The organism is Pseudomonas sp. Ors-4-3C (assembly GCF_055755035.1).
This window is the reverse complement of the sequence record NZ_CM146900.1, coordinates 6,267,114-6,279,853: the sequence shown is the minus strand read 5'-3', so window position 1 is coordinate 6,279,853 and position 12,740 is coordinate 6,267,114. Positions and strand designations below refer to the sequence as shown.

13 protein-coding genes are annotated in these 12,740 nt (G+C 61.4%); 6 read left to right on the top strand and 7 right to left on the bottom strand.

What is annotated here, in order from left to right; all coding sequences use genetic code 11:
• Window positions 1–8 precede the first annotated feature (8 nt).
• Genes ACVHNU_RS28345 through ACVHNU_RS28330 form a run of 4 tightly spaced genes read left to right on the top strand, consistent with a single transcriptional unit; the run spans window position 9 to window position 2,808 of the window.
• Window positions 9–893, top strand: a complete 885-nt coding sequence (locus ACVHNU_RS28345; RefSeq protein ID WP_262143627.1) for a type II secretion system F family protein — start codon at window positions 9–11, stop codon at window positions 891–893.
• A 1-nt stretch (window position 894) separates the two neighbouring features.
• Complete coding sequence (locus tag ACVHNU_RS28340) at window positions 895–1,779, top strand: type II secretion system F family protein (protein ID WP_400508228.1); 885 nt, start codon at window positions 895–897, stop codon at window positions 1,777–1,779.
• 23 nt (window positions 1,780–1,802) lie between these two features.
• A complete protein-coding gene (locus tag ACVHNU_RS28335; RefSeq protein WP_201135889.1) occupies window positions 1,803–2,525 on the top strand; it encodes a tetratricopeptide repeat protein in 723 nt (240 codons plus the stop codon).
• A gap of 10 nt (window positions 2,526–2,535) precedes the next feature.
• Window positions 2,536–2,808, top strand: a complete 273-nt coding sequence (locus ACVHNU_RS28330) for a DUF3613 domain-containing protein (RefSeq protein ID WP_473018724.1) — start codon at window positions 2,536–2,538, stop codon at window positions 2,806–2,808.
• 813 nt (window positions 2,809–3,621) lie between these two features.
• Here ACVHNU_RS28330 and ACVHNU_RS28325 read toward each other — a convergent pair.
• The gene (locus tag ACVHNU_RS28325) at window positions 3,622–4,410 is read right to left on the bottom strand and encodes a response regulator transcription factor (RefSeq protein ID WP_045122702.1); all 789 of its coding nucleotides are present in this window, start codon (window positions 4,408–4,410) and stop codon (window positions 3,622–3,624) included.
• 126 nt (window positions 4,411–4,536) lie between these two features.
• Window positions 4,537–5,007 carry an A24 family peptidase gene (locus ACVHNU_RS28320; protein WP_473018723.1) on the bottom strand — a complete coding sequence of 157 codons (471 nt, stop codon included), beginning with the start codon at window positions 5,005–5,007 and terminating at the stop codon, window positions 4,537–4,539.
• Between the two features lie 75 nt (window positions 5,008–5,082).
• Between ACVHNU_RS28320 and ACVHNU_RS28315 the strand changes: the two genes are divergently transcribed.
• Together ACVHNU_RS28315 and ACVHNU_RS28310 are read left to right on the top strand one after the other, a co-directional pair.
• Complete coding sequence (locus ACVHNU_RS28315) at window positions 5,083–5,544, top strand: TadE/TadG family type IV pilus assembly protein (RefSeq protein ID WP_003221302.1); 462 nt, start codon at window positions 5,083–5,085, stop codon at window positions 5,542–5,544.
• Window positions 5,541–8,294, top strand: coding sequence for a PAS domain-containing sensor histidine kinase (locus ACVHNU_RS28310; RefSeq protein ID WP_473018722.1), 2,754 nt, complete (start codon window positions 5,541–5,543; stop codon window positions 8,292–8,294). The genes ACVHNU_RS28315 and ACVHNU_RS28310 overlap by 4 nt, the downstream gene beginning before the upstream one ends.
• On the opposite strand, the gene ACVHNU_RS28305 is transcribed toward ACVHNU_RS28310, so the two are convergent.
• The 5 genes from ACVHNU_RS28305 to ACVHNU_RS28285 all read right to left on the bottom strand — a co-directional run bounded on the left by ACVHNU_RS28305 (window position 8,291) and on the right by ACVHNU_RS28285 (window position 12,700).
• Window positions 8,291–10,288, bottom strand: a complete 1,998-nt coding sequence (locus ACVHNU_RS28305) for a pilus assembly protein TadG-related protein (RefSeq protein WP_400508233.1) — start codon at window positions 10,286–10,288, stop codon at window positions 8,291–8,293. The two genes, ACVHNU_RS28310 and ACVHNU_RS28305, sit on opposite strands and share 4 nt — an antisense overlap.
• A gap of 130 nt (window positions 10,289–10,418) precedes the next feature.
• Complete coding sequence (locus ACVHNU_RS28300) at window positions 10,419–10,976, bottom strand: DUF4136 domain-containing protein (protein WP_473018721.1); 558 nt, start codon at window positions 10,974–10,976, stop codon at window positions 10,419–10,421.
• A 51-nt stretch (window positions 10,977–11,027) separates the two neighbouring features.
• The gene (locus ACVHNU_RS28295; RefSeq protein ID WP_473018720.1) at window positions 11,028–11,636 is read right to left on the bottom strand and encodes a DUF4136 domain-containing protein; all 609 of its coding nucleotides are present in this window, start codon (window positions 11,634–11,636) and stop codon (window positions 11,028–11,030) included.
• A 12-nt stretch (window positions 11,637–11,648) separates the two neighbouring features.
• On the bottom strand, window positions 11,649–12,398 hold the full coding sequence (locus ACVHNU_RS28290) for a methyltransferase (RefSeq protein WP_338800703.1): 750 nt from the start codon (window positions 12,396–12,398) through the stop codon (window positions 11,649–11,651).
• Window positions 12,398–12,700, bottom strand: coding sequence for a MazG-like family protein (locus tag ACVHNU_RS28285; RefSeq protein WP_135294881.1), 303 nt, complete (start codon window positions 12,698–12,700; stop codon window positions 12,398–12,400). Before ACVHNU_RS28285 ends, ACVHNU_RS28290 begins: the two co-directional genes overlap by 1 nt.
• Window positions 12,701–12,740: the final 40 nt, after the last annotated feature.

Here is a 12,740-nt window from a genome sequence, read left to right as displayed (position 1 = left end):
CACCGAGCATGCTTGGACCGGTCATTCTCATCATCATGTGTCTGATTCTGCTCGGGCTGTCGATCCGCCTGTTCCTGCATGGCATCCACAAGACCGCCAACGAAAAGGTACTCAATCGACTCGCCGCCGGCCAACCGCAGATCGCTGTGGAAAAAACCCGATGGGTGGGCCTTGAGCGAATGTTTCTGCGCGCCGGGCTGGGCCGCCCGACCGAGCGTTTCGGTCTTTGGCTGAGCCTGTGGGCCATCGCCATATTGCTCGGTTACCTGCTGGGCCACTGGCTCGGATTGCTGGTGGCGCTCCTCATGCCGCCGGTGATTTTGCGCCTGTACATTTCGTGGCTGTACCGCCGCCGGCTCAAACGCATGATCGAGCAACTGCCGCAGTTGCTTGATCACACCGTGCGCAGCCTCAAGTCCGGCCGCACCCTGAGCGACGCGGTCATGGGCGGAATCGAAGCCAGCGACGATCCGCTGAAAACTGCCATGGGCCGGGTACAACGCAACGTGCAACTGGGGGTCAATCTGCCGGACGCCGTCAGCGACTTCGCCGAGCTCTATGAGCAAGACGAACTGCGCATGTTTGCCCTGGGCCTGAAGGTCAACCACCGCTACGGCGGCAACGCCAGCGAGCTGCTGGAGAACCTGATCAAACTGATCCGCGAACGTGATCAGGGCGCTCGCCAATTGCGCGCGATGACCGGCGAAACCCGGATGACCGCGTGGGTGCTCGGCGCGCTGCCCGTGATACTGGTGAGTTACTTCATGCTGACCAATCCCGGCTACATGCTCGGCATGTGGCACGACTCCGGTGGCCAGACCATGCTGATTGCCGCACTGGTGCTGCAGGTGCTCGGCTGCCTTGCGCTGTGGCGCATGTTGCGGAGCGTCTGACATGATCTTTCTTGTCGCCCTCATGTTATTGCTCGGTGCGTTTTTGCTGGTGGCCAACCACTTACTCACCGAACGCCGCCGCGAGCGCCAGGTGACTCAACGCCTGCAAGGCAACCTGGTGCGCGAAAGCCGCCTGGGCAACTGGTTGCGCGCCTTGGGCAACAGCCGGTTTGGCCGACGCTCGGTGAGCATCGACAGCGAAACCCAGACCCTGCTCAGCCGCCTCGGCTGGCGCCGCGCCAGCGAGCGTTCGTTGTACGCGGCGTGTCAGATCGGCACTCCGCTGCTGGCGCTGGGTGTCGGACTGTTTTTGCGAGAAGTGTTCTTCCCCCACGCGCCGAACGGCTGGCTAGTGCCGATGCTCGCCACCGGCGCCGGTTACCTGCTGCCCAAACGGCTGCTGGCGTACGCCGCAGCGCGCCGGCAGAAGACCATCGCCGTAGAAATTTCGACATTCATTCCGCTGCTGCGCATCCTGTTCGAATCCGGCATGGCGGTCGAACAGGCGCTGCGTGTCCTCAGCACCGAAGGGCAAAAACTGCTGCCGGAACTGACCACCGAACTGCGCCTGATCCTCAGCCGCGTCGACTCGGGCCTGGAGCTCGGCCAGGAACTCAACAAGACCGCCGTGATGCTCGCAGTGGACGAATTCACCGACACCTGCGTGATCCTCCAACAACTGATTCAACAGGGCGGCGGCGCGATGAAATCGCTGTTGTCGCTCAAGCAATTGCTCGACGACCGACGCCTGACACGGCTGCAGGAGTACGTGTCGAAAATGTCGGCAAAGATGTCGGTGGTGATGATGCTGTTTCTTTTTCCGGCCTTGCTGATCGTTCTGGCCGGTCCCGGTTTCACTGCCATTTCAAGGGCGTTTGCAAACTGACGTGGGCTCATGGAGAGCGTTTGATGAAAGTACTGATTGTCATGGCAAGTCTGTTGATGCTCGGCGGTTGCGCCACCGACGGCCAGGCGCCGTGGACGGCAATGCTGTCACCGTCCAGTTGCAGCAAATTGAGCTCTGAACAAGAGCTGTCCCTGAACCTGGCGGACGATCTGGCCAACGACGGCAAACTGCACGCCAGCCTCGCCAACCTGCAGAGCATGCCCGACAACTTGAGCGAAGTGCGCCTGCGCAAAGCCAAGGTCTACCGCCTGCTCGGCCGCAGCGAAGCCGAGCCGCTGTACCGCGGTTTGCTCGGCGGCTGCCTGACCGCCGAAGCCGAACACGGCCTGGGCCAGCTCTACGCCGCCCGCGGCGACAACGGCCAGGCCCAGGCCCACCTGCAACGCGCCGCACGCCTGGCCCCCACCGACGAAAAAATCCGCAACGACCTCGGCGTGGTCTACCTCAACCAACTGCGCCTCGAAGACGCCCGCTTCGAATTCCTCACCGCCATCGAACTCAAGCAGAACAATCAACTGGCAACGATGAACCTGGTGTCGTTGCTTCTGTACCAGAACAACTGGCAACAAGCCGCCGAAATCGTCAGCCGCGCCAAACTGACCCCGGCGCAATTCACCGAAGCCCAGGAACGCGCGGAAAAACTCAAAACGCCGATCCCGGCGAAACCGGCGACCAGCAATCAAGTGGCGGTAGCGGCTGATCCGCAAACGTCGACAATCAAATAAGGAGACAGCCATGAACGCACTCAAAGGCCTGTGCTACCTGAGCTTGTTGAGCTTGCCGCTGAGCGCCTTCGCCATCGACGCCGGCCCGGCCTCCGCGCAGCAACAGGAAACCGAAGGCTGGCTGCTGCTGCAAAGCCGCAACAAAGCCGCCTCGGAAAAAACCCAGACCGCCACCGCCGCTGAACGGGAACTGGCGATGCAGCGCTGGCTGAAAAAGTACAAATACGAAATTCCGGATCTCTACGACCCGGATGCGGGCGGCAAGATCGAGACCAACAAGTGATTTGATGCTGGCCGCCATACCGCCATCGCGAGCAGGCTCACTCCTACAATGGGATGGGGTGTGTCCTGTTGGAGGTTGGGCGGCTGTCAGGCCGCCTTCGCGAGCAAGCCCGCTCCCACAATGGGATGGGGTGTGGTCTGTGGAGGCTGGGCGGCTGTCAGGCCGCCATCGCGAGCAAGCCCGCTCCCACAATGGGATGGGGTGTGGTCTGTGAAGGCTGGTCGGCTGTCAGGCCGCCTTCGCGAGCAAGCCCGCTCCCACAATGGGATGGGGTGTGGTCTGTTGGAGGTTGGGCGGCTGTCAGGCCGCCTTCGCGAGCAAGCCCGCTCCCACAATGGGATGGGGTGTGTCCTGTGGAGGCTGGGCGGCTGTCAGGCCGCCATCGCCAGCAGGCTGGCTCCTACAATTTAGCAAGCGCACACACCATGCGGCGAAGCCGCCCCACTCAACAGGATGAGCGCAAGCTCGGCTGCAGCTCTTGATCTTGATCTTGATCCACGGGCGACGTCGGAAGGCTGAGTGGAGGGATTGATCCGGGGGTGGGAGCGCAGCGACCGTTTGGCGCAGCCAAACACAGCGAGAGGAGGTGCAGCGAAGCAAACCGTAGGCGCTGCCCCCGGATCAATCCCGGAACGAAGGGACCCCGAGCCCCAGCGAGCGGGCCGAACGCAGGAGCAAGCCTTTTTGGTTACTTTTTCGGCGTCTGGAAAAAGTGACTCGCCGTCAGGGCGAAACCACCAGCCGCAACACCCGCAGCAACGGATCCCCCCCAAAAAACCCCCATGAACATGGCCGGCCCACAGGCCGCCAAGGTCAATGCGCCGTCACCCGCTGCCGCAAAGCCGACCCACCGGGAGACAACGCCAACGCCAACTGCGTCCGGTTATGCATATGCGTCAACCGCAAAACCTGCGACACATAAAGCTTCACTGTGTTCTCAGTAATCCCCAACTCACAGGCAATCTGATAATTGGTCTGCCCCTTGCCCACCAACCGCGCCACATCGAGCTGGCGTGGCGACAGTTGTTGAAAGATCTCCGGCATTTCCTGCTGCTCGCTGTCAGGCGCTTCCCCGCCCATCACATCACGAACCACCGCCGCCGGACTGCGCCGAACCTTGTCGAGATCCTGATAAAGGTCATCAATCGACTCGGACAAAAATTGCAGCTTCTGATTCAAATGCCCCAACTGCACATTTTTATGCCGTTCGTGCAAAGCCTGCTCCTGACGCTGCAAGCCCTCGAGCAATTCCGTCAAAACAATCGGCTTCTGATAGTAATCGGCAATTCCGGCACGCAACGCCTTGATCACGTCCTGCTTATCGGCGCGCCCGGTGAGCATGATCGCCTCGAACACCCGGTGCTTGCCGCAGATCCGCTGCAGCGCCTGCACCAGCTCGATGCCATCCATGTCCGGCATGTGCAGGTCGCACAGCACCAGGCCGATATCAGCATCTTCACTGAAGCGCGCGATCGCCTGCTGACTGGATTCACAGGGTACGCAGCGGTAACCGCTGCTTTCGAGAAACTCGCACAACTCCTCCACGATCAAGGGCTGATCGTCAACCACGAGGACTTTTATCGCAGACGTAAGCTTGTTCACGTGCCACTCCATGCCGTAGGCCAAAGCTGACCATTCCTGTACTGCCAGACTTTGGCTGTATAACCTGCTCATTTGAAAGTAGACGCACTTTCCGACTATGTACATAGGACTAGTGGCATCGGGCGACTAATGGATCCAATGTATCGAAAGCAATACACCGATCAGCACAAACGGTGCAAATGGCAGCTTTTTTGACTTTTCCGGCTCCAGATAACGAAGATGTTCTCTAACTCGTTGACTCATATGCAGCCAGAGTCTTGGCGCTATCAGCAGCCAGATCAAACTCGCAAGGCCGGCGCCGATAAACGCGCCAAGAATGAACAGACCGTCCGTCGCAAGCCCCAGTGCTGTCATTAATTTCACATCGCCGGCCCCCATGCGACCCATGAAATACCCCGGTAGTGTTAGCACCAGCGCAATCAGAAAAGCCCAACCACCCTGCCCCGCATCGGCGCCAAGCCAGGTGTTGCCGGTCCACAGCAAATACCCCAGCGCGAGCGCACCTGCACCGAGTGTCAGAACGTTGGGAATACGCCGCTGGCGGGCGTCGAAGGCGGCACACATGGCCAGCCAGACAAGAAGGGTGAAGCTGAGCATTCGGTAAAAACCGTCCGTTTTGGCTGAATGATTCTATGCTGATACTACGCAGTGACTGTCAGGGTAGACGCACTCATGAAAACCGGCTTTCGCAAGTCGCAAAAAGGCGCGGTGGCGATTGAGTTCGCCTTGGTATTCGTGATCTTTTTTGCGGTGTTTTACGGTCTGGTCAGCTACAGCCTGCCATTCGTGATGATGCAATCGTTCAACGAAGCCACATCCGAGGCGATCCGCCGCAGCGTACAGGTCGATCCGAACACCCCCAACTATTCAACGGTGGTGGTGAACACCGCGAACGCCGCGCTCACCCAGCAATTGTCCTGGGTGCCGCCGGCCTTCAATCTGGTAATCGGGGTCGATACCAATGCGGTCTATAACACCGGCAGTGCCTATGGGCCCAATGGCACGCTGACCGTGTCGGTGAAATACCCGGTCAGCAAGCTGAATCAGGTCATCCCCTTTCTGGTACTGCCGGGGATAGGCACGGTGCCGAACCTGCCGCCCAATCTGACCGCCATTTCGAGCCTGCAATTTTGACGGCCGGCGACAATCTCTTCGGGCGTTTGCTCAAGCGCGCACCGACCGCCGCCCTCGACCTGCCCGACCCGCTCGGGACGCCGCCGGTCGGCCTGCATGTGTATCTGGACGACGACGGCGGCGTGCTGCAAATGGCCGGCCCGCTGCGCCACCTGCTCGCGCAACAACCCCCGCATGAGCCGCCGTTACCGTTGCGTGCCTGCCTGCTGCCACACAGCACACTGGCGATCCACGGCCGCCCGGCAGATTGGCAGGGGCAAATGTTCGATCTGGATTTCCCCGGTCTCGGCGATCAGATTCTGCACCTGCGCGGCTGGGTGCAGCCGTCGGGCAACGGCTGGCTGATGCAACTGCTGGACATCGCCGACCTGTTGCTCGAACGCCAGCAGTCCCGTCATCGCGAAGCCAGCCAGTTGATCGGCGGACAAATCAGCGAGCAGGTGCGCATCTGCGGCCTGAGTCGCCTGCCGCAGGTCGTCAGCGAACAACTGCAACTGATCGCCCAGCGCTGGCATATCCCCTGCCTGGGTCTGGCGCTGCTCGATGAGCAGACACAAGGCTGGCAGATCTATCGTCAGTTCAGCGCCTACGATGCGCCCACACTCTGGGAGGACGGCCAGCGTCTGGGCACGTCACTGGACAGCCTGAGCGGCAGCGCGCCGCAGCGGATCGGTGCGCAGCATGGCCTTGACGAACATGCGCGGGTGCAAGCCGTGTTCGGCAATGGCGAAGGGTTGGCTGTGCCCTACAGTGATGAACGCGGCGTGGTGGCCTGGCTACTGTGCGGTTTTTTTGCGCTGGATTCGGCCGCGCCGTACCTCAAGGACCGGGACTGGATGGCCTTGACCAGTGCCCTCGCCGGCCCGTTGCTCGGGCGTTTGCGTGAGCAGCAACATCACCTGCAACTGGAGCGCCTGGAATCCTTGCAGACGCTGCTCGGTACCGGCTGGTGGGAAATTCAGGCTGACGGCAGCGAGATCCAGTTGGCCCCCTCACTGACCAGCGCCCTGCAGCTGAGCAACTCGCGGCTGGCAGTCGAAGACTGGCTGGCGCTGCTGCATCCCGCCGACCGCGATGAGGTGCGCAGTCGTCTGCAGGCCTTGCAGCAACAGGGCGAGCCGCTGACGCTGTGTGTACGCCTCAACCGACCGGAGGCCGGGCAAACCTCGACGTGGTATCGCCTGCAGGGTCAGACCAGCGGCAACGGCGAACAACGCCGGCTGATCGGTTTCATGCTCGACATCAGCGACATCAAGAACCAGCAGCAACTCGCCGCCGCGGCGCACGCACGGCTGGACAACCTGATCGCCAGTTCACCGGCGGTAATTTACGTGCAGCACTACCTTGAGGGGGCTTTGGTGCCGGCCTTTTTCAGCGCCAGCCTGCAACCGTTGCTGGGTTGGAGCCTGGCCGATTGCAGCGCCAGCGCACTGGTCGAAATGATTCACCCCGAAGATCGCGACGGGTATTTCCAGCGCACCCGCCAACTGCTGCGCGAGGGCTCGGTGAGTACGCGTTATCGGTTGCGCGACAGTCGTGGGGTTTATCACTGGCTGCTCGATGAGGCCAGATTGCTGCGCAACGATCTCGGCCTGCCGGTCGAAGCCGTCGGCTTGTGGCTGGACGTCACCGAGGCGACGCAAGCCGCCGAACAAGTGAGACAAAGCGAAGAGCGCTATCGGATTCTGGTGGAAGACTCACCGGCAATGATCTGCCGGTATCGACCTGATCTGACCCTGACTTTCGGCAACCGGCCACTGGCGAATTATCTGGAATGCACCCCGCAGGATCTGCCGGGGGTCGATCTGGGCGGCTGGATGTCCGACGAGCAACGTAGCGCGTTCAAGCATCGCGTGTCCCTGTTGACCCCGGACCTGCCAGTGAGCACCGCGGAAATCAGCCTGCAACTGCCGGGGCGCGAACATGCATGGTGGGTGTGGTCGGATCGCGGTGTGTTCGACGAACACGGGCAGTTGATCGAGGTACAGGCAGTGGGCCGCGACAACACCGAAGTGCGCCGCTCGCAGCAGCAACTGACACAAAGCGCAAAAATGGCCACCCTCGGCGAAATGGCCACGGGACTGGCGCACGAAATCAATCAGCCGCTGAACGTGATGCGCATGGCCATCGTCAACGTGCTCAAGCGCCTGGGCAATGGCGATGTGCAAATTGATTACCTGACCGACAAGCTCAATCGTATCGATGCGCAGGTCGAGCGCGCGGCAAAAGTAGTGGATCACATGCGCGTGTTCGGCCGCCGTTCGGAGATCGAACAGCAACTGTTCAACCCGGCCTCGGCCATCGAGGGCACGCTGTCGCTGCTGGCCGAAGGCATGCGCGGCAAAGGCGTGGATCTGCGCATCAGCGAAACCGCGTTTGTGGTGCAGGTGCGCGGGTTTGTCGATCAACTGGAGCAGGTGTTGATCAATCTGATGGTCAATGCCCGCGATGCGTTGCTGAGCAAACGCGAGAAGGATTCGACGTTCAAGCCGTGGATCTCGATCTACGCCGAACGTGATGATCAGAAGGTACGGCTGTGGGTCGAGGACAACGGCGGTGGCATTGATCCACGGCTGCTGGAGCGGATTTTCGAACCGTTCTTCACCACCAAACCGGTGGGCGTCGGCACCGGGCTGGGTCTGTCGGTCAGCTACGGCATCATCGAGAACATGGGCGGCCATTTGAGCGTGCGCAACTCGGTGGAAGGCGCACGCTTCTGCATCGAGCTGCCACTGGCGCCGGACGCCTAGATCACCAGATAGGCTTTGCCGGTCTGGCCGCAGGTCATGTTGGCGCCCACATCGACGTCCATCAGATTGATGCCCAGGCTATTGAGCAGGTTGTTCAGCAAGGGGTCGAGCAGCGGGCTGAGCAGGTTGGTAATCAATGGCTGAAGAATGGTAGTAACGCTGCTGATCAGACTGGCCACACCTGTAACGATGGCACCCAGGGGGTTGCTGCCCAAAGGTTGATAAACAATCAGATTGATCCCCGCCAGCGTGCTGGCCAGGCTGTTGACGATGTTGCTCGATGGCGCAGCGGAAATCACACTGGGCGGCAGCTTCAGGTTGGGCGGCGTCGCGAATGGGGTCGCGCTGGAAAACACCAGGTCCTGAGTATTCTGAGCCACGCGGGTGTTGACCATGATCGCAATCCCGCCGGCACCGTATTGCACATGCGTGCTCTCGTCGCAGCTGCCGATCCCGAGAATCTTGTGGCAGGTCACGGTGCCCAGATCCACAAGAGGCAGCGGCGTAACGGTGGGTTCCGCGGACGACGAAAAGGCATTGGTCGGGTCGATCTTGCCAACCTTCAGATCGGCAATCGAGGTGATGGTGTGCGCAGTCAGGCTCTTGGTGCCCGTGGTACCCGTCGGGCAGCTGTAATCGGTGACGTAGCTGATGGCACCACCGGCATCCAGGGCGATATCGATTTCCGGGGACGGCAATAGCAGCGGGTCGAGTTGTTGGCAGCCGGCACCTAGCAGACAGCCGACCGAATTGAGGGTCGCTACCAGGTTGAGGCTCAGCAGAGCATTCAGGGTCGGAGTCAAAGTTCCGACCAGCCCCAGTACCGCATTGACCAGACCGGTCACCCCGGACAGCACCGGCAGATTCACCGACAGCATCGTGCGAATCTGCGCCGTGCGCACATAAATCCGGTTCGGTCCCGTCGGGTTGGCCTTGGCCAGCGCCGGATCACCGATCGCGGAGAACTGCGGCGGCTCGATGACTTTGACCCGCACCGTAACGTTCGCCAGCCCCAATACGCTGATCGGCACCGTGGCGGACACCGCGCTGTTGCTGTTGGCCAGTTGCACCACGGCCTGCACCAGTTGCAGCAACTGCAGGTTGGCATCCAGCCCCGCCGCAGTGGTACCGGTCTGCAGTTGCAGGATGTCGCCGAGCTTGACCGGCGCGGCATTGATCGCGGCGATTTGCAACTGGCCCAGTGCGGTGATCACGTCGGCGGTCGCGCCGTTGAGTTGCACCACGGTGGCGGCGGCTTGAATCAGCTGCGTGACGGTAGCCTGGGTGTTGAGCAACTGGGTGTAATTGCCAGCGGCCACGTTGAGATTGATCGCCAGTTGATTGAGGTAACTGAGCAAGTTGACGTTGGTATTGAGCAAACCGTTCCAGCCCAGCGCAGTCAAGTTGACGTTACCGCCGAGCAGCGATGAAAACAGCGGATTGAGAATGTTCGACTGAGCCGTGTTGATGCTCGCCAGCGTGCTGCGAATGTTCAATTGCGCGACGGTCGGCTGTGGCTTCGCGGCGACGGCAGAGGCATTGAGCGTCGTATTGAGGCTCACCGGCGTCCCGCTGAACAACGCCTGCACGCCGCCGGCAATGCTGGTGATGACGGTGCGGCTGGCGGCGACTTTCACGGCGGCGGCTTGAGTGGCGTCTACCGTGAAGGTGCGCAAGCCTGTGGCGGCGGTGACCAGCGTGCCGCAAGTGGTAACAAGGGTGTCGCTGGCATCGACGGTGTAGCCGTTACGCACGGCGCTTTGTCCGGCGTAGGTCGCGGCCGTCAGACCGGGCAGACAGGTGCCACCGCGACTGACCGCTTCCAGCGCGGCGTTATCCACCACCCGCTGCAGCTTGCGTTGTTCCATGTACAACCGGCCGGTATCGACCACGAGCAACATCAATACCACTGCCAGGCTGAGGGTGACTGCCGCCATCAGCCCGATAGCCCCGCGTTGCCGCGCCGGGCTGTTGAATTGCGAACGGGGCGACATCGCGCACTCCTTTGCCGGCCCTGTGCCGGGCGCTGCCTCCATGGGTGCTGTTGAGTGTAGACGGCGCTAGTCGCAGCGCGCCATTTCGTGCGCCATAAAACCACTGTGGGAGCTGGTCAGTCTCGACGTCTTAGCGCGGTGGATAGTTGGCCAGGATACGACTGACCGTCTCGCGAATCGCTTTGCTGCGATCCTCGGGGTTCGGCGTGCTGCTGAGCATCTGCTCGTCGCTGCCGCGCCACACCAGTTTGCCGTCGTTGCCGTCGAGCAGGTCGATCTGAATGGTCGCCACTTTGTAGGTGATGTTGCGGGTTTCGTTGTACATCGGTGCGCCCCAGTATCCGTTCCACGGGCCGCCCCAACCGCCGCCGTAGTTGGTGGTGACTTGCTGCTGGCGATCCTCGACGATCAGATAGGCTTGCACGCTCAGGTCACCCTTGGTGCCCGCCGCCGCAGGACGCAAGCCACGCTGGTCGAGCTGATCACTGACGGCCTGGCGAATGCGTTGTTCGGTCAGGTCGCTCTTGATCCGTGGATCATCGGGGCGGTATTGCAGCGCGGGTTCTTTCCAGTTCCAGCTGCGATAGGCGGCAAAGTCGCGGCTGGCATCGAAGTCGTGATTGACCTGGTTGGCGGCGCAGGCGCTGAGCAGTGCGGCCATGGCCAGTAAAGCGAGACGGCGGAACATGGGTTTTCTCCGGTTGAAGGTATAAACCTGCGAAGCGTTCTCACCTGAAGTCTAGCTCGGCGGATAGGCCGACAGGGCTTTTTCCACAGCCTCGCGAATCGCATCGGTGCGTTCGAGCTGGCTGCCCTGATTGGCGGTCTCGCCGCTGGCGCTCCACACCGGTTGACCGGTAACTGCGTCGAACAGATTGACCTGCACCACCACGACCTGCTCCTGATAAGTGCGAACAATCGGCACGCTGTTGTACATGCCGTAACCGCGCCCGTAGCGATCATAGCCACTGTATCCGCCGTAACCGTAATCGTCCTGGACCTGACGCAAGCGGGTTTCCAGACGCAGATTGGCGCTGACCAGCAGGTCGGCCGGACGGTTGTCGTGCAACGGCCGCAACCCGCGCTGATCCAGTGCATTGCTCACCGCTTCGGCCACTTGCGCCGAATCGGCCCAGGCCGTGCCCGGCGGCAACTGGCCGTTGAGCCAGGTCCAGTTGCGATAGCGCGCATAGTCGCGCGGCGGCGCCGGATAGGCGCTGCGATCAAAGGTGTTGGCGGCTTGAGGCGGCGCCGGTGGCAAGGGCCGCGATTGCGCTACGTACGGGTTGCTGCCCTGGCAGGCAGCCAACCCCAAACAGATCAGCAATAACCCGGATTGAGCTTTCATGTGGTGCTCCGATCAGATCGGCCGGCAGATCCAGTGCAAGTAACGCCCAAGCCCGGCGAAGCTTGGGTGGCGACGGTGAGCGAGCTCCATCTCCAGCAAATCCACCAGTTCGGCGCGAGCCTGGAATTCCACCGGCATGTAGTCATGGAAAACCCGGATCCCGCTCTGGCTTTCGACCTGCCACAACCCTTCGAGTTGCGTTGCCAATTCTCGTGGATCGAGCGGCTGTTGCGGGGTCAGACTCTGCTTTTCCCCGGCCAGGGTGTTCTTGCGCATTTTCTTGAAATGGCCTTTGAGCAGGTTGCGGTAGATCAGCGCATCGCGGTTATAGAACGCCAGCGACAGCCAGCCACCGGGCTTGGTCAGTTGATGCAGCACCGGCAGGATCGCATGCGGTTCGGCCAGCCATTCGAGCACCGCGTGGCAGATCACCAGATCGTAGGGCTCGGTGAGCTGACCGAGCAGCTCCTGCCACGGCGCCTGAATGAACGTTGCGCTCTGCCCGGCTTCGGCGAAGCGCTGACGGGCGCCCTCAAGCATCGGCTCCGCCGGCTCGGTGAAGGTCACTTCATGGCCGCGCTCGGCCAGCCACAGCGACATGTGGCCCAGACCGCCGCCGATGTCCAGCACGCGCAACGGTCGATCCGGCAACGCTTCGGCAAGGTCGGCCTGCAATACTGCGAGGCGAATCGCGCCTTTGGCACCGCCGTAGATTTTTTCGGCGAAACGGGTCGCCAACTGATCGAAATGCCGGTCGCTCATCAGTTGAACCGCCGTTCGCTGTCGGCGAGCTTGCTGCGCACCACTTCATTCATGTCCAGCCCCAACTCGCTGCACAGCAGCAACAGATACAAGACGATGTCGCCGACTTCCTGCCCGGCATGCGCCAGTTTGTCCGCCGGCAACTGGCGCGACTGGTCTTCCGTCAGCCACTGGAAGATCTCCACCAGCTCGGACATTTCCACACTGGCAGCCATGGCGAGGTTTTTCGGGCTGTGAAATTGCCGCCAGTCATTGCGGTCGCGAATGGCGTGCAGGCGTTCGGTCAGTTCAACAAGGTTCATCGGGTTCTCCTGAAGGCGTATAGCTTCGGGGGGATGCCAA

Bases quoted from the DNA above. Each gene is read 5' to 3' on its own strand.
- ACVHNU_RS28315 (WP_003221302.1), top strand. From the start codon at position 5,083: ATGAAAACCGGCTTTCGCAAGTCGCAAAAAGGCGCGGTGGCGATTGAG.
- ACVHNU_RS28285 (WP_135294881.1), bottom strand. From the start codon at position 12,700: ATGAACCTTGTTGAACTGACCGAACGCCTGCACGCCATTCGCGACCGC.
- ACVHNU_RS28305 (WP_400508233.1), bottom strand. From the start codon at position 10,288: ATGTCGCCCCGTTCGCAATTCAACAGCCCGGCGCGGCAACGCGGGGCT.
- ACVHNU_RS28345 (WP_262143627.1), top strand. From the start codon at position 9: ATGCTTGGACCGGTCATTCTCATCATCATGTGTCTGATTCTGCTCGGG.
- ACVHNU_RS28290 (WP_338800703.1), bottom strand. From the start codon at position 12,398: ATGAGCGACCGGCATTTCGATCAGTTGGCGACCCGTTTCGCCGAAAAA.
- ACVHNU_RS28335 (WP_201135889.1), top strand. From the start codon at position 1,803: ATGAAAGTACTGATTGTCATGGCAAGTCTGTTGATGCTCGGCGGTTGC.
- ACVHNU_RS28340 (WP_400508228.1), top strand. From the start codon at position 895: ATGATCTTTCTTGTCGCCCTCATGTTATTGCTCGGTGCGTTTTTGCTG.
- ACVHNU_RS28300 (WP_473018721.1), bottom strand. From the start codon at position 10,976: ATGTTCCGCCGTCTCGCTTTACTGGCCATGGCCGCACTGCTCAGCGCC.
- ACVHNU_RS28330 (WP_473018724.1), top strand. From the start codon at position 2,536: ATGAACGCACTCAAAGGCCTGTGCTACCTGAGCTTGTTGAGCTTGCCG.
- ACVHNU_RS28320 (WP_473018723.1), bottom strand. From the start codon at position 5,007: ATGCTCAGCTTCACCCTTCTTGTCTGGCTGGCCATGTGTGCCGCCTTC.
- ACVHNU_RS28295 (WP_473018720.1), bottom strand. From the start codon at position 11,636: ATGAAAGCTCAATCCGGGTTATTGCTGATCTGTTTGGGGTTGGCTGCC.